19 protein-coding genes are annotated in these 24277 nt (G+C 43.7%); 13 read left to right on the forward strand and 6 right to left on the reverse strand.

Annotated features, from left to right (window positions below; all coding sequences use genetic code 11):
• Positions 1-66 precede the first annotated feature (66 nt).
• Positions 67-558, reverse strand: a complete 492-nt coding sequence (gene smpB, locus ACRN9H_RS13260) for an SsrA-binding protein SmpB (RefSeq protein ID WP_432314327.1) — start codon at positions 556-558, stop codon at positions 67-69.
• 282 nt (positions 559-840) lie between these two features.
• Between smpB and ACRN9H_RS13265 the strand changes: the two genes are divergently transcribed.
• Complete coding sequence (locus tag ACRN9H_RS13265; RefSeq protein WP_220773707.1) at positions 841-1278, forward strand: SRPBCC family protein; 438 nt, start codon at positions 841-843, stop codon at positions 1276-1278.
• Positions 1268-1600, forward strand: a complete 333-nt coding sequence (locus tag ACRN9H_RS13270) for an RnfH family protein (RefSeq protein ID WP_432314329.1) — start codon at positions 1268-1270, stop codon at positions 1598-1600. Before ACRN9H_RS13265 ends, ACRN9H_RS13270 begins: the two co-directional genes overlap by 11 nt.
• Before the next feature lie 498 nt (positions 1601-2098).
• Here the strand turns inward: ACRN9H_RS13270 and ACRN9H_RS13275 are convergent, their stop codons facing one another.
• Entirely contained in the window at positions 2099-2623 is a 525-nt protein-coding gene (locus ACRN9H_RS13275; protein WP_432314331.1) for an outer membrane protein assembly factor BamE, read from the reverse strand.
• Positions 2624-3019: 396 nt separating this feature from the next.
• Between ACRN9H_RS13275 and ACRN9H_RS13280 the strand changes: the two genes are divergently transcribed.
• The 4 genes from ACRN9H_RS13280 to ACRN9H_RS13295 all read left to right on the forward strand — a co-directional run bounded on the left by ACRN9H_RS13280 (position 3020) and on the right by ACRN9H_RS13295 (position 7958).
• Positions 3020-3811 (forward strand): SAM-dependent methyltransferase, encoded by a 792-nt coding sequence (locus ACRN9H_RS13280; protein ID WP_432314332.1) that lies wholly within the window; start codon positions 3020-3022, stop codon positions 3809-3811.
• Between the two features lie 59 nt (positions 3812-3870).
• Complete coding sequence (locus tag ACRN9H_RS13285) at positions 3871-4086, forward strand: hypothetical protein (RefSeq protein WP_432314334.1); 216 nt, start codon at positions 3871-3873, stop codon at positions 4084-4086.
• A 48-nt stretch (positions 4087-4134) separates the two neighbouring features.
• A complete protein-coding gene (locus ACRN9H_RS13290) occupies positions 4135-5883 on the forward strand; it encodes a GGDEF domain-containing protein (protein WP_432314336.1) in 1749 nt (582 codons plus the stop codon).
• Positions 5884-6188: 305 nt separating this feature from the next.
• Positions 6189-7958, forward strand: coding sequence for a monovalent cation:proton antiporter-2 (CPA2) family protein (locus tag ACRN9H_RS13295; protein ID WP_432314338.1), 1770 nt, complete (start codon positions 6189-6191; stop codon positions 7956-7958).
• A gap of 95 nt (positions 7959-8053) precedes the next feature.
• Here ACRN9H_RS13295 and ACRN9H_RS13300 read toward each other — a convergent pair whose 3' ends face one another.
• Positions 8054-10495, reverse strand: coding sequence for a TonB-dependent receptor (locus ACRN9H_RS13300; RefSeq protein ID WP_432314340.1), 2442 nt, complete (start codon positions 10493-10495; stop codon positions 8054-8056).
• 865 nt (positions 10496-11360) lie between these two features.
• On the opposite strand from ACRN9H_RS13300, the gene aceB reads away from it, so the two are divergent.
• The 3 genes from aceB (at position 11361) to ACRN9H_RS13315 (ending at position 15382) form a co-directional block, all read left to right on the forward strand.
• Entirely contained in the window at positions 11361-13010 is a 1650-nt protein-coding gene (gene aceB / locus ACRN9H_RS13305; RefSeq protein ID WP_432314342.1) for a malate synthase A, read from the forward strand.
• Between the two features lie 136 nt (positions 13011-13146).
• Positions 13147-14484: an isocitrate lyase gene (gene aceA / locus ACRN9H_RS13310; RefSeq protein WP_432314344.1), complete on the forward strand. Its 1338-nt coding sequence runs from the start codon at positions 13147-13149 to the stop codon at positions 14482-14484.
• Between the two features lie 529 nt (positions 14485-15013).
• A complete protein-coding gene (locus tag ACRN9H_RS13315) occupies positions 15014-15382 on the forward strand; it encodes an acyl-CoA thioesterase (RefSeq protein ID WP_432314355.1) in 369 nt (122 codons plus the stop codon).
• 103 nt (positions 15383-15485) lie between these two features.
• Here the strand turns inward: ACRN9H_RS13315 and ACRN9H_RS13320 are convergent, their stop codons facing one another.
• From ACRN9H_RS13320 to yiaY, 3 genes are all read right to left on the reverse strand, one after another.
• Entirely contained in the window at positions 15486-15692 is a 207-nt protein-coding gene (locus tag ACRN9H_RS13320) for a hypothetical protein (RefSeq protein ID WP_076496890.1), read from the reverse strand.
• Positions 15693-15964: 272 nt separating this feature from the next.
• Positions 15965-16330: a cytoplasmic protein gene (locus ACRN9H_RS13325; protein ID WP_220774089.1), complete on the reverse strand. Its 366-nt coding sequence runs from the start codon at positions 16328-16330 to the stop codon at positions 15965-15967.
• Positions 16331-17039: 709 nt separating this feature from the next.
• A complete protein-coding gene (yiaY, locus tag ACRN9H_RS13330) occupies positions 17040-18188 on the reverse strand; it encodes an L-threonine dehydrogenase (RefSeq protein WP_028760717.1) in 1149 nt (382 codons plus the stop codon).
• A gap of 611 nt (positions 18189-18799) precedes the next feature.
• On the opposite strand from yiaY, the gene betI reads away from it, so the two are divergent.
• The 4 genes from betI (at position 18800) to ACRN9H_RS13350 (ending at position 24165) form a co-directional block, all read left to right on the forward strand.
• Positions 18800-19405, forward strand: a complete 606-nt coding sequence (gene betI, locus ACRN9H_RS13335; protein ID WP_432314345.1) for a transcriptional regulator BetI — start codon at positions 18800-18802, stop codon at positions 19403-19405.
• Complete coding sequence (betB, locus tag ACRN9H_RS13340) at positions 19396-20859, forward strand: betaine-aldehyde dehydrogenase (RefSeq protein ID WP_432314347.1); 1464 nt, start codon at positions 19396-19398, stop codon at positions 20857-20859. The genes betI and betB overlap by 10 nt, the downstream gene beginning before the upstream one ends.
• A 9-nt stretch (positions 20860-20868) precedes the next feature.
• Complete coding sequence (betA, locus tag ACRN9H_RS13345) at positions 20869-22554, forward strand: choline dehydrogenase (RefSeq protein ID WP_432314349.1); 1686 nt, start codon at positions 20869-20871, stop codon at positions 22552-22554.
• A gap of 387 nt (positions 22555-22941) precedes the next feature.
• On the forward strand, positions 22942-24165 hold the full coding sequence (locus ACRN9H_RS13350) for a BCCT family transporter (RefSeq protein WP_432314351.1): 1224 nt from the start codon (positions 22942-22944) through the stop codon (positions 24163-24165).
• Positions 24166-24277 lie beyond the last annotated feature (112 nt).

A 24277-nucleotide genomic window follows, 5' to 3' on the forward strand; every position in this document is an offset into this window, starting at 1 on the left:
CTTGATTGTAACCCGTAGCCTAATGATCACCTAGCATCATTTACTTCAAGTTCAATCGTTTGTTCATTATCCGTGCGTTTTCTCTTTTTTCATCACGCGGGCTTTTTCTACTTCCCATTCACGCGCTTTAGTATCTTCGCGCTTATCGTGATCTTTTTTACCTTTACCAAGACCAATTTCCACTTTCACCCATGCACCTTTACGCCAGTACATTGAAATAGGAATGATGGAGTAGCCTTGACGCTCAACTAAGCCTGATAGTTTATCGAGTTCTTTACGGTTGAGCAGTAGTTTCTTAAGACGTAAAGGGTCGCAGATTACATGTGTCGATGCTGTATTCAATGGAATAATAGTGCAGCCATGCATGAAGGCTTCACCATTTTTCAAAAATATATAGCAGTCTGACAGGTTTACCTTGCCCATACGAATAGATTTAACTTCCCATCCCATAAGAGATAGTCCAGCTTCCATTTTTTCTTCGAAACGGTATTCGAAGGTTGCGCGCTTATTACGTGCGATAGCCGCAGGCGCTGCTTTGCTTGATTTTTTCTTTACCATAGTGTCGCCATTATACGCACGGTGAATAAATTTGATATTGATATAAGGGTTTATTTAGTTAATTTCAAGTCCCTGTGATGTTATTGCTACTTTTTTAAACGCGATATCGTTATTGAGTTAACCGCGCGGCGCCGTGCAAGGGGTGCGTTTTTTGTGTATCGTGATAAAATCTGAACAAATTTCGATTGTTTCCTTAAAATATTCTTTATGCATATGATTTTTTTAGTGCATTTTGAGTTTGTTGAGGTTGCGTGAATACGTTAGTAAAGAGTACTAGGTCCTATGCCGCAAATTTCTCGAAGTGTGTTAGTCCGTTTTAGTGCGATGCAAATGTATAACTTAGTTAACGATGTTGAATCATATAAAGACTTTTTACCTGGGTGCGTAGGGGGGAAGGTTCTCGAATTTGATGGCCAGACTATGCTGGCATCTGTGGATGTGAGCAAAGCAGGGATCCGTAAGACATTTACAACCCGTAATCAGGTCATTCCCGGTAAGCGTATCGATTTAACGTTAGAAAATGGACCCTTTAAGCATTTATTGGGGCAGTGGCGTTTTACCGAGCTAACTGAAGATGCCTGCAAAGTAGAGTTTGAGTTGAGTTTTGAGTTTTCAAATTCGTTAGCAGATATGGCTTTTGGCAGAGTGTTTAATGATCTTATGATGTCAATGGTAACGGCTTTTACGAGTCGAGCTAAGGTGATTTATAATGACAAATGAAACAGATAAGTTTGTGGTCGACGTTGTTTATGCATTGCCCACACAGCAAAAAGTGATTCCTGTGCATGTCACTCCCGGTATCTCAGCGATAGAGGTGGTGCGTTTAAGTAATATTGTGAGCTTTTTCCCTGAGATTGATTTGGATACTGTTAAACTAGGTGTGTTTAGCAATGTTGTTAAACATGACCAAGTGATTTTACCGGGGCAAAGAGTTGAGATTTATCGTCCTCTGATTGCCGATCCTAAAGATGTACGTCGTCGTCGTGCTGATAAAGCGAAGGATGAAGGTCGGGCAAATAAAGTGACGGGCGGACGAGCATAAGTATTGGCGTTATGGCTTAGAAAGCAACGCTGTGTATTATACCTATCACATTAAATATCTAATCAGTTCAGAGCCTCACATGTATTTCAATCCGAGGCGCATTGACGCAGAAATGGTTATTGCCTTTTAAGTCAATGCAACACGGGAGTGAGATGCCTGTGATGCTCCCAAAGGGCGGCTGATTTAACTGCATGGCAACGCGCTTTATACTGCGTTTAAGGCTTTCGACAGAGCACCACTATGCCTTCAAGCCTTCGCCTTGTCTAAAGCGCTTTGAACGCCAGCTGAATGAACAGATATTTAATACGATTGGTATTAATGTGGTTTACGTAAGTGCTTTGATTTATTGCGCTATCTAATAGTAAAGAACCCTGCCATGGCAGGGTTCTTTACTATAAAAAATGTTAGCTGCAAGACACCCAACTTAGCTGAATAGCATGTATTGTTAGGTGCTTTTATACGGCATGTTCAATTAAGCTGTTGGCAAAACCTTGGATACTACTTTATTGGTTTTTTAACTTGTGCTTCAGCTTCATTTTCTTTAACTAATGGTTTTTCATCAGGGCGCTGTACTGGGATAAGCGGTACTAACTCCGTTTTGTTACCTGAGGGTAAGCTACTTTGCTCTAGTGGCGTATTAAATTCTTTACTTAGCTCATAATCGCCTTTCACTGCAGTGAGTTTGTCACCCGTAAAGTGCAAAATAAGCTCTTTGTGGACAATACTCGCATCACGGCCGCTTTTATAGTGATACACGTAATACCAAGTATCGTTGGCAAAACTATCCCGTAATACAGGGCGCCCAAGGATGTATTCGGCCTGTTCCTTAGTCATATCAATGCGCAACTTTTCAACTTGTTGCGGTTCCATGTAGTTACCTTGTGGAATATCAGGCTTATAAATCAACCAATCAAACACGCTACAGGCACTGAGCGAAACAGAGAGCGCCACAGCGCTCAGCAGGGTAAGACTTTGCTTTTTATTGATCATTGTATGCGCTACTTCTGAAAATCTGGCGGCCATAATACCCAAGCATTCCCCCTCATGACAAGGGCAATCGGGCTTTGCTGCTGTCATAGATAGAATTGTGTGACTTTTCGACCCGTGATGTTGGCTTTAGTTCTCTATCTTTCAGGATATTTATTACTGGAAGTCACTTGGCAGCTGTGGGTGGGATTTTTCAGCTTCTAAACCGTACTGGTTTATTGCTGACTGGATTGGACAAAGGAAATGGGAGCCAGATTTCTTCTTTAAAGCCAAGCAATTAGTCAGTAAGTCGATAAACTGTTTATGTGGCGATAACCATAGTAATCTTGCTTAAATCAGATTAAAGTTACCGATATGTTTTTATTATGTTCTTTTGCTGTGGCTTTAGTTATGAGTTCGCAGTGTTTGAAATAAAATATTGGGATAGATGCTTTGGGGTCTTTAGTTTGCGTAGGCACGGGTTTACAGCTGGCCGGACAGATCAGTGTGATGAGCCGCAGTTATATTGAGCACGCCGATGTCGTGTTTTCACTCCTGCCCGATGGTTTTTCGCAGCGTTGGATCCAGAAAATTAATCCTAATGTCATCAATTTGCAGCCGTTTTATGCTCAAGATGGCGAAGTGAAAAATCGCCGTGAGACCTATGAGCAAATGGTGAGTGCAATTTTGGACGCTGTGAGAGCCGGAAAAAAAACAGTGTGTGCGCTTTATGGTCACCCCGGTGTGTTTGCTTGCGTGTCCCACTTAGCGATTAAGCTTGCGAGGGCAGAGGGGTTTGCTGCAAAGATGGAGCCTGGGATATCGGCAGAGGCGTGTTTATGGGCAGATTTAGATATAGACCCTGGTAATTCAGGACACCAAAGTTTTGAAGCCAGCCAGTTTATGTTCTTTAATCATGTTCCCGATCCGACAACTCATTTGTTGTTATGGCAAATTGCTATTGCTGGCGAACATACCTTAACTCAGTTTCATACTACGAGTGATAGGCTACAGATTTTGGTTGAACAACTGTATCAATGGTATCCATGGGATCATCAAGTGGTGATCTACGAGGCTGCTAATTTACCGATTCAAGCTCCTAGAATTGAGTATTTGTCGTTGAGTAGGCTGCCCGAGGCAAACTTGTCTCCCATCAGTACTTTGCTGATCCCGCCAGCAAAAAAACTCGAATACAACTATGCTATTTTAACCAAATTAGGCATTAGACCTGAAGAATTAGGCTAATTGCGAGTGCCGTACTTCTGAGTTGAATTCGGAAGTCATTATTAAAATAAGGAAAAAGTATGTCTGCATTATCCGATTTTTTTACTCAGTTAGGCCAAGATGCACAGTTGATGCAAGCGTATCAACAGGATCCTGAGGCCGTAATGCGCGCCCATGGGTTAAGTGATGAAGAAATTGCAGCCATCATGTCGGGAGACATGGAAAAACTGAAAAGCTTGAGTGGGGATGATGATTGTAAAGCCTACTTAGTTATTTCCCATGGTAATGGTGAGTAATTGAAACTCCTGTGCGCTTTTTTGTGGTTATTTTCGGGCATATATTGTATGCCCTTAATTGCTGCAACTATCAATTTTGATGAGGTATTAGCTGATCTGGAGCAGCTACAACATACCGATATGCAAAGTGCAATCACTAAGCTCCATGAGCTTGAAGCTGATTTCGAGCATATGACGCGTTTTCAACAAGGGCGCTTATTGGTATTTAAAGGGACTTCATTTATTTATTCAGGTCAATATCAAGAAGCCCTAGATAATTTAATTCAATCTGAAAATTTAGTTCAAAATAGCGATTATTTATTTTCGGCCTATAGCTATGAGGCAACGGCGTACATAGCCCTACGGAACTTTAAAGACGCTTTTGTTGTAATGAGCAAAAGCCTAGGGTTAATAGATCGAATAGATAATATAGATATCAAACGTGCTGCATATCTACGTTTAGCCAGTTTGTACTCTGCAATGGGCGTAAAAGAAGAGGTGGGAACCTACGCGGCTAAGGCACAATCGCTTGCTTCAGCAGATAATGTAAAAGATATTTGTACTGCAAAGTTGTATTTATCAGTTTATCAGTTAGAGCTTGAAATATATGACAAGGCATTTGATGAATTCCAGTACACGCACGATTTTTGTGAGTCGAATGGTTTCCCATTGATTTCGTTTATTGCATTGAAAGGGATGGGAGAGTCTAAGTTAAGATTACAGGAGTACTCTGCTTCAGTCCCTTTGCTCTTGAGTGCTTTAAAGGGGTACGAGTCTTTTAACTTTCAACTAGAAATTAATAGTGTCCATTCTTTGTTGACCGAAGCGTATTTTGCACTCAAGCAATTTGCTGATGCGGTCGAGCATGCCAAGTTCGTTACGTCATTACCTGATGATCCTAGTTATACTGATTTAAAGCATATTGTCTTTAAAGTGTTAGCTGGCTTAAATGCTGAGAATAAACAGTTTGAACAAGCCTATGTGTATTCGAAAAAAGAGCAGTATTACAATCAGCTGATGTTTGATGAAGCGAAAATGAAAATGTTAGCGTATCAGGCGGCAAAGTTTAATGCTGATGAACAGTCACGTGAAATTAATTTATTAAATAAGGAACGTGAACTGTATGTCGCTCAGCAAACGGTAAAAGAGCGCGAATATACCAATATGCTGATGTTTGTCACTATTCTAGTGGGCGGGCTATTTTTCCTCGGGATTTTATTAGCGGTAGGCCAGATGCAGAAACGCAAGTTTATGCGTATGGCGAGAATGGATGCATTAACGGGGATTTTGAATCGCGGTGCTGGGCAGGAATTAGGGGAAAACCTTTTTGTGCAAGCTACGGCCCGCGGTGGGGATTTCTGTGTCATTTTATTTGATTTGGATTTATTTAAACGTATCAATGACTCCTATGGCCATGGTACAGGCGATTGGGTGCTAAAGAAGGTCGCCGATTCTTTAAAATCCCATATTCGTAATGGAGATGTATTTGCCCGTATTGGTGGTGAAGAGTTTGCCATTCTGTTGCCTTACGCAAATGAAGAAAAAGGCATAGAAGTGGCGGAGCAATGTCGAGCCCGTATCGAAGCGATAGAAACGCAGCACTCTGGTCATAAATTTGTTATTACAGCGAGTTTTGGCGTGAGTGGTTTAATGGCTGATGATTTGAGTCTCGATCCACTATTTCATCGGGCTGATATGGCGCTCTATGCCGCTAAGTCCTGTGGACGCAACACGGTCGTGCGCTATTCCGAGGTGCTCAAGTGCGATCAGCAGGCAACAGATTTACAGCGCTATGCGACATCAACGTCAATATCCTAAAAGTCCTGGCCATTTAACGGCCAATTACATATCTACTGTTATTCCTAAATTCATAACATCGCGTTGGTTACGCTAGTGCTATAGGCTGCTGGCGATAATCAATAGGGCTTATTAGCTATTACGCCTTAAACTTCCTTCGTGTGTTTTCTCATCCCTAAGCATTGTTAATACCAAAAAAATTATAATTTTACTGTATTACCTTGGCCTTATTCATAAATAAATGGAGTACCATAGTTGAACATTACACTTGCGGTAGCGGGGGTATTTGATGAGATTATACGTTTTATTTTTCTGTTGGAGCCTTCATGGAACACTCTAGTTTGCTCACCTCAGTGTTGCTGTTTTTATTAGCAGCAGTCATCTTTGTTCCTTTAGGGAAACGTTTGGGCGCAGGTCCTATTCTTTCTTACCTTGCCGCAGGGATTATTTTAGGCCCAGGTGGCATGGCATTGGTTTCCGATCCCGCGGCGGTATTACACTTTGCCGAGTTAGGTGTAGTGCTGATGCTGTTTGTGCTAGGGCTTGAGTTGAACCCAAGTAAATTATGGGAACTACGCAGTGCTATTTTTGGCTTAGGTAGCGGTCAGTTATTATTGTCATGGGCCGCAATTGGTGGGTTAGCTTGGGGCTTTGGTTTGTCTGTAGAGGCTGCTTTAGTCGTGGGCGCGGCATTATCTTTATCATCGACCGCTTTTGCGGTGCAGCTGATGAATGAGCATAGGTTACTCACTACGCCACTTGGGCGTGATGCTTTTGGTGTTTTATTACTGCAAGATCTTGCAGTGATCCCCATGCTACTACTGACAGCGTATTTAGCGCCAAACTCTGCTCAAATTGAGCACCATACCGTGCCTTGGTATTGGACTAGTCTCGCATTAATTGGTTTTGTACTCGTGGGCAAATACTTATTACCTAGAATGCTTAGGCTAGTTGCAAGCAGCGGAGTCCGTGAAGTGCTGACGGCTTTTGCATTATTATTAGTGATGGGTAGCGCCGAGTTAATGGAGTGGTTAGGGCTCTCTGCGGGTATGGGAGCTTTTCTTGCGGGTATTATGCTTGCGAACTCTAGTTATCGACATCAACTTGAAACAGATATCGAGCCTTTTAAAGGGTTATTGCTCGGGCTATTTTTTATGGCAGTCGGTATGAGTATGGATTTGAGGTTATTTTTAACCGATCCATTTGTCATCTTAGGTATTTTAATTAGCATGTTGCTGATTAAAACTATTGTATTGATGTTGCTAGGCCGCATTAGGCACCATAAGTGGCGGCCGAGTATTGCACTCGGGCTTATTCTTGCTGAAGGTGGCGAGTTTGCATTTGTACTGTTATCGCAAGCACAGATATCGGGGATTCTCGGTGACAAAATCGCTCAAATACTAGTGCTTGCTATTGGTTTATCTATGGCCATCACTCCACTGCTTTTTACCTTATTTCGCGCCACTAAAGCTAAGGTGGTGGATACTCGTTTGCCCGATACTATTAATGTGACTGAATCTGAAGTGGTGATTGCGGGCTTTGGCCGTGTTGGCCAAATTACCGGTCGTATTTTGGCCTCATCAGGTATCCCTTTTGTGGCTTTGGATAAAGATGCAAGCCATGTGGACGTAATCCGTAAATACGGTGGTGAAGTTTATTTTGGCGATGCCAGACGTTTAGATATGCTAATGTCTGCGGGGATTGCGCGTTCTCGTCTTTTACTACTTGCTGTTGACAGTGTTGAGGATTCTATCGAAATAGCTCAGCAGGTAAAAATGCATTTTCCGCACGTCAATATTATCGCACGGGCAAGGGATCGTAATCATGCCTATCGCTTGATGAGTTTAGGGGTGACTGACATATTTCGTGAAACGCTAGGTTCTGCACTCGGTGCGAGTGAAAAAGTGCTGCAGGGTTTAGGGCTCTCCCAAGTTCAAGCCAGCGAGCGAGTGAAGATTTTTGCTGATCATGATAAAAAACTGTTTATAGAAAGCGTCGCTCATCAGCATGACTTAGCCGCTTTAGTTGATTTATCCAATAGAGGTAAAGCGGAATTAGAATCCTTAATGCGTGGCGATAAGGAAAACGTGACTTAATTCGATGATGTTGTTTAATTATTCGATATAAAAAGAGAGCATTAATGCTCTCTTTTTATTGGGTTAGTACATCACCATTTCTTTTCTATTTGGTGCTAGAAAGTATAGCTGTACTGTAGTTTTACGTTACGTTCTTCACCTGGCATTCCACCGAGGAACATGGCTTTGCTGTAGTAGTCTTTATTAAACAAGTTATTAATATTGAGTTGCACCTTCCAAGTATCAGTGCTGTAACTCAGTGCAGAGTCAAGGACTGTGTAGTTAGGTACATAGCCGTCTGGTATACCGAAAGAGCTTGAATGTGTGCTTCTATCATCAACAAATTTAGCTCCTAGGCTCAGCTCTACTGGGCTTGGTAAGGTAAACCAATCAGCGCCATAGGTTACCCAAGCGCTAGCGGTGACATAGGGAACCCCCTTTTGACGGCTATCGTAGTTTGCTCTGTCATTGGGATTCTGTTTATCTCTTGCATCCTGGTACATGCCATTAAGATTAACGCGCCACTGATCATTTAAATGGGCATTGAGATCCAGTTCAATCCCCTGAGTCTCTTCGCTACCATCATAGAAATAGATTGGGATATTAGGCGTTAGTACACCATTGGTATAATCCGGATTACCGTAAGGCACATTAGTGCGTGAACTTTTAAACAGCACCAGCGAACCTAATAATTGATCTTCAAATGCCTTAAAGCGCATACCTAAGTCGTTGCTGATGGATTCAGAATCATCACGATCCGCATCACTACCTTTTACGGCATCTAACACACTGTAGGCGGTACGCCCTTTGGAGTGGTTGATAAAAAATGATAAATCCTCAATTGGCATATAGGTTAAGCCAAGGTTATAGGTCATACCGTTGTCAGTTGTATCGGCTTCTGGTGTTGCTTGGGATTGACTGATGCTATAACGGGGATCAAGGCCAAAATGCTCATAGGCTTGTTTAATTTCATTAAAAGCTACGCCAATTCGCGTGGTAAAGCCGTAAGGAAGATATCCCACATGCTGTATGCCTACACCCCATGCACTCACTTTTTTATCATAGTCAGCAGTTTTGAGTGGGTCGTAATCTTCAAAACGGCCAGAGCCCCAATTAGGCCGACGAATATCGTAGATATACGGTAAACTACCCTGATAAGTGATGTTGCCTGAGTTGTCTTTAAGCACTTGATCGGCATCATAAATAGAATATTGTTTGAAACGGATATTACGATCTTCATAATTGGCATTGATCAATAATTCATTATCTATGCTGCCGAGCTGAAAGTCATAACGCAGATCGGCAAAGTACTGCCATGAAGTCTCATCGGCATCAAGTTTACGATATTCCTGACGTCTGGCGGCAAAGGGATATAACACGTCATTTTCAACCAAAGGTGCGCGGGGATCGGCATTGATAGCACCTTTATTATTCCAATAGACATAATTATAAGCGCCAGTTTGGCGAGCGAATCCCGAGGTATAGTCGCGATATTGCAATTGCTGATTAAGGAATAAATTATCGTTAAAGTAAATATTATGGGTCAGTTTAAATCGTAGCTCTTTGCCCTCATTATCCTTAGCCATTGGTGAAATTAATCCCGCATCACCAAAAGAATAGGGCGTTAAACCGTCGCCATTTGATAAAGAGGCCGCAAGCTGTTGACGCTGCGCATCGGTCAACTGAATGCCTTTACCGTTAGGATCGTTGATCAAATCTTGCCAAGTCACATCTTCTGCATTTTTACCGCCAACAGAATCTGCATTATAAATGCGGATTGGATGACCGATAGAGTCAACAGCCACAGCATCTTTAATGTAAGCACCTGAAAGCATTAAATCTTGGGTATCACTTAATACCCATTTTAATGCACCATAGATTTCGTCTCTGTCTGTGCCGATATCGCGATAGCCATCACTGCGGGCTGATTTTGCAACTAAGCGGTAGGCAACATCGTCGCTCAGTCCACCGGTGCTATCTAATGCAAGGGAGTAGGTATCCCATTGTCCCACTTCAGCTGAAAATTTATGTTTTGACTCAAATTGTGGCTTTTTTTCAATAAGGTTAATCACTCCACCTGCGCTACCCATACCATAGAGTCCAGTTGCTGGGCCTTTTAATACCTCAACGGATTCAACGTTTGTTAAAGATCGTGTTGGATTAAATGTATTGCCTAAGCCTGCACCACCATACATACCGTCATAGGTGTAATTAGCGCCTAAACCACGGATCACTAAGTTGTCGCCAATACCATAGTTGTTTCCTGCTTGAGTGACGCCGCTGATATTGCGGATCAAGTCTTGAAGGTGAGTCGCGCCTTGGGCTTCGATCAGTTCCTGATCAACAATCACAACCGCTGCAGGGGTTTCCATCAATGACATATCGGATTTAGTAGCAAGTCCTGAGTTTTTAACAACAGAGTTTTGTCTGCCATAAACCGTAATACGTTCAATATTAGCTTCAGTATCTGCTGAAACAGAATTCGATTCGGCATATGCCATATGAGATAAAACAGAAAGACAAGCGAGTGCGGTTAGCGATAAAGGAAATAGTTTCATCTTGGTTTCCCTAATTAAATTAGTCGCGAATAATAATGATTTGCATTTGAATTGCAACATATGTTTCATTATTTATCGTTTGAACGGATTATCTATCGCCAAATATCTTGAAATGAGGTTTTTGGTAAGACTTACAAGAATTACTATGAGTCATGATTTTGTGCAAAAATGCGGAATTTCCTGCTGCCTCGTTATTATTTCAAATTTGTTTCAATTTTTTTAGAAAAAAGTAATTTATTTTTAGGGTTAACCACCACATCCCACCTTGTTGATCGAGAAACGCAACCCTAGGCAGCATTCATATTAAAAACGCCGCACATCCTGTTTACGTAAACGTCAAATGTAAACGGTCGTTTAAATTATTCAGTGGTACGACCTTTCCTATCTACATGATCTATATGAACTTACTTGACTAACCCATAGGGGAGTTCAAAACACTCAATATTATCTACTTAGGTCTAATAGAATTAAATGGGTGGATTGAAAGTATTACATTAAGTTATTTAATTACGTAAGTTATTACTTTGTGGTGGTAGTGGTAAAGTTGTCTGACAAGTTTCATATAAATTAAAGTGTTCGGTATGCTTAATGGATTTTATGTTTTTATTATCAATATCTTGATGGCTTGCTGGTTGATTGGTCAGACCAATTTTATTACGGTTATGATTAAGTTTATTCGTATTTAAGGACGATTTTGACTGTTGCAAATACAAACGTTTATCGGTAAGTTTTAGTTTGAAACAAACATTTGATGGTTTTTTGGTGGGTTTATAAACAGCAGTGATAAACACGACAGCTTTTTATATAGCACCGGTAAACCTGTAGTTAAGCTTGTAATAGTTCAGCCTCATGGGAGGGCATTAAGATGACGGAACATACTTTGAGTGAGCAGCAATTGAATTCAATACAGGATAAAGCTGCAACACACTCCGCACTTAATATTGTGGGGCGTGAAATCCCTGGGCAAGACGTTATTTTTACAGAAGGAGCGGTTGCCTTACTTGAGTCCCTTTGCCGAGAGTTTGCAGGCGAAGTACCAACGCTACTGGCTAAGCGTAAAGAGAAACAAGCACGTATTGATAAAGGATCATTACCTGACTTTCTGCCTGAAACCCGTGCTATCCGTGATGGTGCGTGGCAGATTCGCGGTATTCCCGATGACTTGCTCGACCGCCGCGTAGAAATTACTGGCCCCGTTGAGCGTAAAATGGTGATTAACGCACTCAACGCCAACGCCAAAGTGTTTATGGCTGATTTCGAAGATTCTTTAGCACCGAGCTGGGAAAAAGTCGTCGAAGGCCAAATCAATTTACGTGATGCGGTCCGTGGCGATATTGAGTACACAGCACCAGAAACTGGCAAACATTACAAACTAGGCCCAAACCCAGCAGTACTTATTTGCCGCGTTCGTGGTCTGCACCTTAAAGAAAAACACGTGCAGTTTAATGGCAAAGCGATTCCTGGCTCACTATTCGATTTTGCACTGTATTTTTACCACAACTATCGCCAACTTCTGGCGAAGGGGAGTGGTCCCTACTTTTATATTCCTAAGCTTGAAAGCCATATAGAAGCGCGCTGGTGGGCAAAAGTGTTTGCTTTTGTTGAGGAAAGGTTTTGTCTGCAAGCGGGAACCATTAAGTGCACTTGCCTGATTGAGACACTACCAGCGGTATTTGAAATGGACGAAATTCTTTATGAGCTGCGTTCTAACATCGTCGCGCTAAATTGTGGCCGCTGGGATTATATTTTTAGTTATATCAAAACATTAAAACGTCACAGCGACCGAGTGCTGCCAGATCGTCAAGCTGTGACTATGGATACACCTTTCTTAAGCGCTTATTCAAGATTATTGATTAAGACCTGCCACAAACGCGGCGCCCTGGCGATGGGTGGGATGGCGGCCTTTATTCCGACGAAAGATCCTGTTCAAAATGAAGCGGTATTACAACGGGTTCGTAAGGATAAAGAGCTCGAAGCGCGTAATGGTCACGATGGAACTTGGGTGGCACACCCTGGTCTTGCCGATACCGCAATGGGGATTTTCAACGAGTACATAGGACAAGATCATTGCAATCAATTGCATATCACCCGTGATGTGGATGCACCAATCCTTGCCAGCGAATTACTGAAAACCTGTGACGGTGAGCGTACTGAACAAGGCATGCGACTAAATATTCGTATCGCATTGCAGTATTTAGAGTCTTGGATTAGCGGCAATGGCTGCGTTCCTATTTACGGTTTAATGGAAGATGCGGCTACCGCAGAGATTTCTAGAGCCTCAATTTGGCAATGGATCCAGCACGATAAGTCACTTTCAAATGGCAAGCTTGTGACCAAGCAACTGTTTAGAGACATGTTAGTTGAAGAACTGTCGACAGTGAAAAAAGAAGTCGGTAGCGACAGATTCACCCACGGAAAATTCACTCAAGCTGCTGTGTTACTTGAAGATATTACTACCTCCGACGAGCTAGTCGATTTTTTAACCTTACCCGGTTATGAAATGCTGACCGCTTAACGCCAATAATTTTGCTTTAACTGTTTTATAAAAAAGGATTTAACCGTGGTAGGCCTTTCGCCAACCCCATTATTTAGCAGTATGACACTAGGTAGTTTCATGCTTGCGACAACATTAAAGACCAAGGAGCGACACTATGACTTATGTAAAAAATCAGGCAGCGACCCAGACTTCACGTCAGGAGCAAGTTGATGCAATTAAGCGAGATTGGGCTGAAAACCCACGTTGGAAACACGTGCGTCGTCCTTATACCGCAGAAGAAGTGGTTGCGCTTCGCGGTTCAATCGTGCCTGAGAATACTATCGCTAAGCGCGGTGCAGCTAAGTTATGGGAATTGGTTAACGGTGGCGCTAAAAAAGGCTATGTGAATTCACTGGGTGCGTTAACGGGTGGTCAAGCGGTACAACAGGCGAAAGCGGGTATCGAAGCGATTTACCTTTCAGGTTGGCAAGTGGCAGCCGATGCTAACTTAGCCGGCACTATGTACCCAGATCAATCTTTATACCCAGCCAACTCAGTGCCAGCAGTGGTGTCACGCATCAATAACTCATTCCGCCGTGCTGACCAAATTCAGTGGGGCAATGGCGTTAATCCAGAAGATGAAAAATTTGTTGATTACTTTCTGCCAATTATTGCTGACGCAGAAGCGGGTTTTGGCGGCGTATTAAATGCCTTCGAACTGATGAAGTCGATGATCGACGCGGGCGCTGCCGGTGTTCACTTTGAAGATCAGTTAGCTTCAGTGAAGAAATGTGGTCACATGGGCGGCAAAGTATTAGTGCCAACCCAAGAAGCGGTGCAAAAGCTGGTTGCTGCACGTTTAGCGGCAGACGTGAGCGGTGTCGATACACTGGTTATCGCCCGTACCGATGCTAACGCGGCTGATTTGTTAACTTCAGATTGCGACCCATACGATCGTGATTTTGTGACAGGTGAGCGTACTAACGAAGGTTTCTACCGTGTGAAAGCCGGTCTTGACCAAGCGATTTCTCGTGGCCTTGCTTATGCCCCGTATGCGGATTTGATTTGGTGTGAAACCGCTAAACCGGATCTTGAAGAAGCGCGTGTTTTTGCTGAGGCTATCCATGCTCAGTACCCAGATCAACTACTTGCTTATAACTGTTCGCCTTCGTTCAACTGGAAGAAAAATCTGGACGACGCTACTATCGCGCGCTTCCAGCAAGCCTTGTCTGACATGGGCTACAAGTACCAGTTCATCACTTTAGCCGGCATTCACAACATGTGGTACAACATGTTCGATTTAGCCTACGACTACGCTCGTGGGGAAGGCATGAAACATTATGTTGAGAAGGTTCAAGAGGTTGAGTTTGCTGCAGCGAGTAAAGGTTACACATTCGTCGCGCATCAACAGGAAGTGGGCACAGGTTATTTCGACCAAGTGACTACGGTTATTCAAGGTGGCCATTCATCAGTGACCGCGCTGACAGGTTCTACCGAAGAAGAGCAATTTTAAGTTGTGAGCATTGAGGATGAACCATAGTGATTGTGTTTCATCTTTGATTACGCCTTACCCAGATGCTTGTGGTGAGGCGTGGTGGTAAAACTCGAAGTAAAGGACAAGACGGGCTGTGATGAGTTACTGGCTTTGTTACTTTAATCTCGGGTTAGTGAAAGAGTGTTACCTGTAAACCTGTGTTAGCTGCTTTGCAGCCGTTATCTTCGTGCCGTTCACCTACATGTTCAGCACGGATTTTTAAGTCAATTCTTGTGACTTAACTTCCTACCCAGTAAGTTTTTGCTTGCCTTAGCTTGGCGACTCTATGAGTCGCTATTTTTTTTGCTTATTCATTCACCATCGCGCTGATTAATATGGTGCAACGCTGGTGCGGCTTGGTGCAGTAATCAGATTATTTTACAGTAGCTTATTGCTATCGCATTGTTATTTAATGGCTATTAATTATGGCCTGAAAAATGCTCTGAATAATGTGGAAAGTTATAGCGTATTAAAGCTGATTGCTGGCATTCACATTGAGGTCACCGCCATGAAATATTACAGTCGTCGTTTAGTTAAACCTGAACATTTGAATCCAGCAAATACCCTGTTTGGCGGCCAACTGCTTAGTTGGATAGATGAGGAAGCCGCCATTTTTGCCGCCTGTCAGATGAAGAGTACAAGCCATGTGACTAAATTGATTTCAGAGATTAACTTTATGACCCCAGCACATCAAGGTGATGTGATTGAGTTTGGGTTAGCACTGGTTAGTCTCGGTCATAGTTCAATTACTGTGAGTTGTCATGTACGTAATAAAATGACTCAAGCGCCAGTGGTCAGTATTGATAAGATGGTGTTTGTACATGTCAATGCCCAAGGATTACCAGTGCCACATGGTATTAGGGCGAATGCGGCTTAAGTTAGCTTTAGAGTGACAGGTGCCATTACCGTTATCAAGCACTGTGACCTTGCGCCACTGTGCTGAGTGACTATTTGCAAACACAATGCACAGTGGTTGTGGCTTAGTCTGTAGTTAAATCTTCTTTTACCGACTTCACCGCATCTCGCGAGGCATGGCCTATGGCTTTGGTGGTATCTCGAGTCGCATGGCCTATCTCTGTAGTGACTTCTTTAGTGGTGGTGCCGATGGCACGACCCGCATCCTTTAAATCCGCACAGGCAGAGGTAGCCAGTAATAAAGGAATAATAATGAGCGTCGCTTTGTTCATTGTGGTGTTAATCCTTAATTTCAGTTTGTAACCCTATTCATGGGCAATATAACGGCTCGCAATAATATAACAGATCCTAACAGATCTTTACGTTAATCACATAATTAGACTGATTATCTCGCTTGACGTAGGAGTTTGATTTGTGCGACTTGATATTGATGAGGGCGAGTTTGAAATCTTGATGTCGAGCCGAGTTGCTCACAGTGGCAAATAAAAACGCCAGTGGCGTTATCGGCACTGGCGTCTCAGGTCGCTAAATAATACTGCAAAGATTATTCGATTTTAGCTAAACGCTGTTGGTAGTCTTCAATGAGGTGCTGCATGATTTCTTCTGGAGCGGCATCGTCACAGCAATTGTCTAAAAATATTTTAAAGGTGGCTAGTGCATGGCGATCATTTTTGAGTCTGTCGCTTTTCATTGAAAAATAGGCATCTTCATTTTCAGCCTTGCGAACGACAAAATTATGGGTTTCGAAAGATTTATCACCAGAGATCTCGTGCCATTTAGTTATACGATTTAATGCGATCTCACTGGATTGGTTCATCTCAATATGATTTAACCAAGTTACGGGATTTTCAGCATCTTTATAGTGTGGACATCTAACAGTGTAGTTATATACGTGGGTGATTGCAGTCATAGCGTACCTACCTTTTCGGGGGATATTGTTGTCATCATAGGCATCGTTTTGGAATTCGGTCAATCATTAATTAACTCTATTTACCTTTGATGTTTTTTGATGGTTCAGTATTGTTATTACATAAAAATTAATCATTTACTTCATTTGTGATAGAGCTATTTAGCATGAGTTTTATGTTAATAACTATGTGCTAGATCCCAGTTTGAGATGAAGTTTCGTTTTTACTGAATTACTGATTAATAAAGCAACAATAGATTGGTCGTGGGGATTAACGCGTGAACACAATAAAAGTATTGAGTAAGGTGTGCGGGCTTTGAATAGAGGCGAGATCAAAAGGCAAAATGGAAAGAGGCCCATTCGTTAGAACGGGCCTCTCAGCTGGCTTCATCTTTTGCAGGGAAAAAGCGAACTGGATTTAGTTTATCGGATCTAAAATCATATGTAACCCACAGAGATCACGTTTTTTATATCATTTTTGCGAACAATATTTGAGGTTCAGAGCATTTATCCCTTAACTCGCTTGTTTGTGACTGTTTTGTCAGCAATAAGGAGTGGGATCGCTAAATTTTGTTGGTATTTTTGTTGGTGCTGAGTGTGCTTTATCTTGGTTAGCAATATAAAAAGCCTTCAATAATACTTATGTTATTGAAGGCTTAAACGAATTTACTGGAGATGACGTCGCGTTTATATAAATGACGAGTTGTGTAAATTACAGCGCATTAGTGAATATTTGGCAGATCTCCGCATGGGTCGCTTGTTTTGGATTGGTAAATCCACAGGCATCTTTTAACGCGTTATCCGCAAGTGTTGGAATATCTTCCGCTTTTACGCCTAACAAGGTCAGGTTTTCTGGGATCTTAACCGCAACAGACAGCTTTTTGATTGCCGCTATCGCCGCACTGGCACCTTGCTCATCGGTCATCGCAGACACATCCACACCCATAGCCTTGGCAATGTCTTTTAAGCGAGCAGGGACGACCTGGGCGTTGTATTCCTGTACATGGGGCAGCAGCAGGGCGTTACACACGCCGTGGGGCAGATCGTAGAAACCGCCTAACTGGTGCGCCATCGCATGCACATAGCCTAAGCTGGCATTGTTAAACGCCATACCCGCTAAGAACTGGGCGTAGGCCATTTGTTCACGGGCGTTGATGTCTTGACCGTTTTCAACCGCGTTGACTAAGTTAGCTTGAATCAATTCCATGGCCTTGATCGCACAGGCGTCGGTGATCGGGTTAGCAGCAATAGACACATAAGCTTCAACCGCGTGAGTCAGTGCATCCATACCGGTTGCGGCCGTGAGGCTCGCAGGCTTTTTCAGCATTAACTCAGGGTCGTTGACCGACAGCAAAGGCGTGGTGTGCTTATCGACAATCGCCATTTTAATGTGGCGGGCTTCATCGGTAATGATACAGAAGCGCGTCATTTCACTGGCTGTGCCTGCGGTTGTATTAATAGCCACTAACGGCAACTGTGGTTTCGCAGATTGATCTAACCCTTCGTAGTCTTTGATGCTGCCACCGTTGGTGGCAACAAGGGCGATACCCTTGGCGCAATCATGGGGTGAGCCGCCGCCGAGTGAAATCACAAAATCACATTTGTTAGCTTTTAACAGAGCTAAACCTGCTTCGACGTTCGTCACGGTTGGGTTAGGTTGTACGCCATCATAGATGGTGGAGGTAATGCCATTTTGACCGAGTTTTTCGGCCACTTCACCGACTAAGCCAATTTTGACTAAGGGTTTGTCTGTCACTATGAGTGCGTGTTTAAAGCCTAAGGTTTTGATGTCACCGATAGCGTCATCCACTGCGCCTTGGCCTAATACGTTGACAGAAGGAATAAAAAATTTAGCAGCCATAAAATTCACCTATTTGCTTGTAAAGATTAAGTTGTGTTCTTTTCTGGTGATCAAGCTACCAATTTGGAGGTAGTGAAAGTGTGAGCTCGATCGAGTTCGGCGCTTATCTGGGGGCAATTTCCTACTAAAGTTGGAACTCGGTAACTAAACTTCGGACTTTTATGACGGGTATTAGTGTTGGCGTACGATATGGTTTTTCTGGGGTTTTAGCGCCCGTGGTGAGGCATCATTTTTGTGTGTTTTTACTGGTCTTGTTATTCCACTTTTCATCCCACTTTTTAGCTAAAATTTGACGGCTCAATTGTTAAATCTAACAGAGGTTAAACCTCATTAATACTCTCATTCGTAGCATCAACCCCAGTTAATTAGTTTGATATCTAACATTAATTTATGCGTACTGATGTGGTTGTGTTAGGGCCGCAAGTCAAAGAAATCTATACGTTTATCTTGTTTTTACAGATTAATTCTTTTTTACATAACTAACTTGTGAGCTTTGTCACTGTGCTATTTTAGGTTGATAGTTACACCACTAATCATTATTATAATTGTTAATTGAACGTTCAGTTAACGTCGTTCAGAGTATTAAGAGAGTGGTTATTCCTTGAGTATTTATGCCTAAAGCCGCAATGAAATTGATACGCAGACAGCAGCTTATCGATGCGACATTAGCATCGGTTGCCTTGCATGGATTGCAGCACACGACCATCAACAGCATTAGTCAGTTGGCGGGGATGTCGTCGGGGATCATCAGTCATTATTTCAGTGGTAAGCAGGGCTTGCTCCAAGCGACGCTGCGTCATTTACTTGAGCAGTTAAAGCAGGCGTTGCTCAATCGAATCCAAGGACAAGTGTTGGCGCCAACAGAGCGCTTAATGATGATAGTTGAAGCGAATTTTACCGAGTTACAGCGCTCAAGAAATGTCACTCACACTTGGCTGAGTTTTTGGGCACAGGCCGTCCACGATCCCCAGTTAGCCCGTTTGCAGAATATCAATAGTCGCCGTCTATACAGCAACTTACATTTTTCCTTTCGGCACGTGTTGCCCAAAGAGTTTGCCCTGATGGCTGCTGAGCAAACGGCGGCGATGATCGATGGATTTTGGTTACGTAGCGCCTTAAGTGAAACCCCTGAGCAGGATTTTGCTCAGGCCGAAAAATTATGCAAAACCTTTATCCACAATGTGATAAAGCAGCATGGAGTCAATACATGTCAGTAGAAGTACAGTACAACTTTATTGCGGGTCAGTTGCTCGCTAACGATAGCGGCGAAATCTTCGACGTCGTCAATCCTGCCACTGGGCAATTGGCGTACCGAGTGCAAGTGGCCGATGAAAAAATTCAGCAAGCGGCCATCGAGAGCGCCAAAAAAGGCTTTGCGATTTGGTCTGCCATGAGTGCCACCGAACGCAGTCGTATTCTATTAAACGCGGTTGCGCTATTGCGCGCTCGTAATGATGAGCTCGCAGCAATCGAAGTGCGCGACACAGGTAAACCTTGGCAAGAAGCCTCAGTGGTTGATGTGGTCACAGGCGCAGATGCCATTGAGTTTTTCGCCCATATTGCCCCTGGGCTTGAAGGCGCACAGCAGCAAGTCGGTGGAGATTTTTATTACACCCGTCGTGAGCCCTTAGGCATTTGTGCTGGCATTGGCGCGTGGAATTACCCATTACAAATCGCCTGTTGGAAGGCCGCTCCTGCATTAGCCAGCGGCAATGTGATGATTTTTAAACCTTCGGAAGAAACGCCGCTTGGCGCACTGAAATTAGCGCAACTCTTAAGTGAGGCGGGTTTGCCCGATGGCGTATTTAACGTCGTGATGGGCGATGGCAAGGTTGGCGCTTGGTTAACGGGACATGCGGATATTGCCAAAGTGTCTTTCACTGGTGAAGTCGGTACTGGCAAAAAAGTCATGGCCGCTGCAGCAAGTTCATTAAAAGACGTCACTATGGAACTTGGCGGTAAATCACCGCTTATCGTGTTTGATGATGCCGATATCGACAATGCGGTTTCAGGTGCCATGCTCGGTAACTTCTACACCCAAGGTGAAGTCTGCACCAATGGGACGCGAGTGTTTGTTCATGAATCGGTTTATTCACGCTTTATCGAAAAACTGCTCGCCCGTACCCAAGCCAACATTGTGGTGGGCGATCCTATGGCGCCAGAGACTAACTTTGGCGCGTTGATTTCCAAAGATCATCAACAAAAAGTACTCGATTATATTCAGCAAGGTATCGATGACGGAGCAACGCTACTCACCGGTGGCACAGCATTAACGCCTGATAATGCGCCTAATGGTTACTTTGTTGCCCCAACCATTTTTACCGATTGCACCGACGAGATGCGTATCTGCAAAGAGGAAATTTTTGGCCCTGTGATGTCGGTACTCACCTTTAAAGATGAAGCCGAAGTAATTGCTCGGGCAAACAATACCGCCATGGGCTTAGCCGCTGGGGTGTTCACCCAAGATATCAGCCGTGCCCATCGGGTTATTCATCAGTTACAAGCGGGTATTTGTTGGATCAATGCCTATGGTGCATCGCCAGCCGAAATGCCAGTAGGTGGATATAAGTTGTCGGGTATTGGCCGTGAAAACGGTAGCGAGACACTCAAGCATTACACCCAAGTTAAAGCCGTTTACGTGGGTCTACAGCCCTTAGAAAGCCCATTTTAAGGAGGCATTTTGGCCCATTCACTCCAGCAAAAATATTATAACTACATCATAGTCGGCGCAGGCTCAGCGGGTTGTGTGCTCGCCAATCGCTTGTCTAAGGATCCTAAAAACGAAGTGCTGTTATTAGAAACCGGTGGCAGCGATAAGAGTATCTTTATTCAAATGCCGACGGCGTTATCCATTCCGATGAACAGCCCTAAATATGCTTGGCAGTTTGAGACGCAGCCTGAACCATATTTAGATGATCGCAAGATGCATTGCCCACGGGGCAAAGTGCTTGGCGGTTCATCGTCGATTAACGGCATGGTGTATGTCCGTGGTCATGCCAGGGACTTTGATGAGTGGCAGGCGCAAGGGGCGACCGATTGGGATTATAGCCACTGCTTACCGTACTTTAAGAAGGCGGAAACCTGGGCCTTTGGTGGTGATGAGTATCGCGGTGAGTCAGGGCCGTTAGGGGTGAATAACGGTAACCAGATGCAGAATCCTTTATACCAAGCCTTTGTGGATGCGGGCATTGCGGCGGGGTATTTATCGACCGCCGATTATAATGCGGCTCAGCAAGAAGGTTTTGGCCCTATGCATATGACGGTCAAAAAAGGCGTGCGTTGGTCTACCGCTAATGCTTATTTACGTCCGGCGATGGCCAGACGTAACCTTACCGTGTTGACCCATACCTTAGTGCATAAAGTGTTATTGGAAGGGCAAGCGGCCGTTGGCGTTCGCATTGAGCACAAAGGCAAAGTTGAAGATATTCGTTGTAATAAAGAAGTGATTTTAGCTGCAGGCTCAATAGGTTCGCCGCATTTGTTGCAATTGTCAGGCATTGGCGATCCCCAAGTATTGGCCGATGCTGGGGTCGAGTTACAACATGAGTTGCCCGGTGTTGGTCAGAATTTACAGGATCATTTAGAGTTTTATTTCCAATTCAAATGCCTTAAACCGATTTCACTCAATGGCAAGTTAGATCCTTTTAGCAAGTTCTTAATCGGTGCCCGGTGGATTTTAGATAGATCCGGTTTAGGGGCCACGAATCACTTCGAGTCCTGTGGTTTTATTCGCTCAAAAGCGGGTCTGGAATGGCCAGATTTACAGTACCACTTTTTACCTGCGGCTATGCGTTACGATGGCAAAGAGGCCTTTGCGGGTCATGGGTTTCAGGTGCATGTGGGCCATAACAAGCCTAAAAGCCGTGGTGCCGTGACCTTAGTGTCGGCAGATCCTAAAGCGCCGCCAAAAATTCAGTTCAATTATTTACAGCATCCCGATGATATTGAAGGCTTTAGAGCCTGTGTGCGTTTAACCCGTGAGATCATCAATCAAGCGCCATTCGATGAGTATCGCGGTGAAGAAATTCAACCCGGCACACAAGTGCAAACCGATGCGCAAATTGATGCCTTTGTGCGTCAATCGGTTGAGAGTGCTTACCATCCTTCTTGCTCGTGCAAGATGGGCACGGATGCCATGGCCGTAGTGGATCCTGAAACTCGTGTGCACGGATTGCAGAATCTACGAGTGGTGGATTCTTCTATTTTCCCGACTATCCCGAACGGCAATTTGAACGCGCCGACCATCATGTTGGCCGAGCGCGCCGCGGATATGATTTTAGAGGCTGAGATGTTAGCGCCGGCGGACTGTGCCGTTGTGGTTGCCGACACTTGGCAAACCACACAAAGAAGCACTGCTATAAGTTAACGGCGCAAGTTAACGCCATAAGTGCACAACATGCCTGCTCGGTCCGTCTTATCGATGGACTGGCGGCTTCAATTTTAAGTGACTCATTAATTGATGACTCAAAACTCATTAATTGATTACTCAAAATAAGGGTCATGATTCATTTTATCTAAAGGCTCGGTCAGCCCGCAGTGAGTGTGCAAATGATCGCTTTCACGACTGAACATCTATCAGGGTTTAACTATCGCGGAGTGTTTTTAAGTAGCGATATTTAAGGCTTGAGGGCAGAGCGCTGCCTTTAAAAATGATTCAGTTTTTATTATTAAATAAAAACATGGAGTTACATTTTATGGATTCATATCCTCATGCCTACTTATATCCAGTATCGACTGGGACGGAGTGCATCCTATGACCTGGTTATTATCCGCAGGGATACTGTTCACTTTTGCCGCGATTGCGTTTGTGATTTATCGCTGGGGTAACATTCGCTGTATCGGGGTGACGCCTGTGCGTACTTTTACCTTTATCGCGATTCTGTTCACCTCTGGCCTTGATGTCGGCTTGATCATGTTTCCGCTGACCGAGTTTGCCGGCTATGCCAATGTGGCGGCGAGTCCTGAATACGGCTTTACCAATCCGCTGGCGATTGAGTTTGGCTTTTGGGCCTTCTTGATTTGGGGTTTCTACTTTTTAACCTGCTTCTATTTTTGTGTGATTGAACCTAGGGTGAAGTTCTTCGACATTCCTTTGGTCAAGTTCATCAATAATGTGGTGATTATTGGTACCTGTGCCTTTACCGCCTATTTGTTATTAAGCAATTTGCCCTGGTACTTACCCGAATTAGGTGATGGCGAAACCATAGTCGGTAGCTTTTATTTAATCGTATTTATGGTGATTGCCGCGGCGGTATATTCCAGCACTAGCATACGTTATGTGCGTATTTTGAGCTTAGCCAGCACTTGGTTATTTTTAGGCTTGATTGCCATGATGTGGGCCAGTGCATTTTTATCGGCTGACTCGAGTGTGGGCGAGTTCTTTACGGCCTTTGCCATGTTGGGTGACTACTTTGGCAATATTCAACATTTTGTGTTACCCATTAACGACTACCATGAGTTTTATCTGTTCTGGTGGTTTGCGTGGAGCATTATGATCGGTCAATTTACCTCGCGTTTTGTCGGCGGAATGAAAACCTACCAAGTGCTGCTGGCCATGATGGTGTTTCCGTCTATCCCCATCGCGATTTGGTTCACTGTACTTTATTACTACAGCGCCAATAGCTTAGATACCTCGGGCTTCTATAATCTGGCGATGGTGATTGTAGGGGTGACCTTTGTGATTAACTCACTCGACTCACTGGTACGCCTGTATACCGACAATCTTAATCTGACGATTGAGCGTTTAGGCAAGCTTAAATATATCAGTTTTAACTTAGTCTTGCTCTGCAGTCTGACATTACTGTTTCAATTAGACTTTCTTCAAATTCAATGGGTTGGTGCCATCGCACTGGGCCTGATCTTTAGCTGTTTTGGTTACATCATGATGACGCAATTGCAAACTGTTCGTGCCATTGATCGCTCGCCAAAAGAGAACAAAATCGACTTTACTAAAATTGAGCTAGCTAGGGTCTGTTGATCTTTCGAGAGTGATTTTTAGACAGCATGGCAAGACGTTATAATTTGCTTCGCCAAAAGTAACCATAACCTCAAGCCATGCCAAGACTTATGCTAACCGATGAACGCTGGGA

This window comes from Shewanella sp. MF08487, from assembly GCF_050848685.1.
Classification (GTDB): Bacteria; Pseudomonadota; Gammaproteobacteria; order Enterobacterales; family Shewanellaceae; genus Shewanella; species Shewanella glacialipiscicola.

Coding starts and splice junctions, on each gene's coding strand:
- ACRN9H_RS13285 (WP_432314334.1), top strand. CDS start 3,871: ATGTCTGCATTATCCGATTTTTTTACTCAGTTAGGCCAAGATGCACAG.
- ACRN9H_RS13290 (WP_432314336.1), top strand. CDS start 4,135: ATGCCCTTAATTGCTGCAACTATCAATTTTGATGAGGTATTAGCTGAT.
- ACRN9H_RS13320 (WP_076496890.1), bottom strand. CDS start 15,692: ATGAACAAAGCGACGCTCATTATTATTCCTTTATTACTGGCTACCTCT.
- ACRN9H_RS13325 (WP_220774089.1), bottom strand. CDS start 16,330: ATGACTGCAATCACCCACGTATATAACTACACTGTTAGATGTCCACAC.
- ACRN9H_RS13270 (WP_432314329.1), top strand. CDS start 1,268: ATGACAAATGAAACAGATAAGTTTGTGGTCGACGTTGTTTATGCATTG.
- yiaY (WP_028760717.1), bottom strand. CDS start 18,188: ATGGCTGCTAAATTTTTTATTCCTTCTGTCAACGTATTAGGCCAAGGC.
- aceB (WP_432314342.1), top strand. CDS start 11,361: ATGACGGAACATACTTTGAGTGAGCAGCAATTGAATTCAATACAGGAT.
- ACRN9H_RS13295 (WP_432314338.1), top strand. CDS start 6,189: ATGGAACACTCTAGTTTGCTCACCTCAGTGTTGCTGTTTTTATTAGCA.
- aceA (WP_432314344.1), top strand. CDS start 13,147: ATGACTTATGTAAAAAATCAGGCAGCGACCCAGACTTCACGTCAGGAG.
- ACRN9H_RS13350 (WP_432314351.1), top strand. CDS start 22,942: ATGACCTGGTTATTATCCGCAGGGATACTGTTCACTTTTGCCGCGATT.
- ACRN9H_RS13265 (WP_220773707.1), top strand. CDS start 841: ATGCCGCAAATTTCTCGAAGTGTGTTAGTCCGTTTTAGTGCGATGCAA.
- betB (WP_432314347.1), top strand. CDS start 19,396: ATGTCAGTAGAAGTACAGTACAACTTTATTGCGGGTCAGTTGCTCGCT.
- ACRN9H_RS13315 (WP_432314355.1), top strand. CDS start 15,014: ATGAAATATTACAGTCGTCGTTTAGTTAAACCTGAACATTTGAATCCA.
- ACRN9H_RS13275 (WP_432314331.1), bottom strand. CDS start 2,623: ATGGCCGCCAGATTTTCAGAAGTAGCGCATACAATGATCAATAAAAAG.
- ACRN9H_RS13300 (WP_432314340.1), bottom strand. CDS start 10,495: ATGAAACTATTTCCTTTATCGCTAACCGCACTCGCTTGTCTTTCTGTT.
- smpB (WP_432314327.1), bottom strand. CDS start 558: ATGGTAAAGAAAAAATCAAGCAAAGCAGCGCCTGCGGCTATCGCACGT.
- betI (WP_432314345.1), top strand. CDS start 18,800: ATGCCTAAAGCCGCAATGAAATTGATACGCAGACAGCAGCTTATCGAT.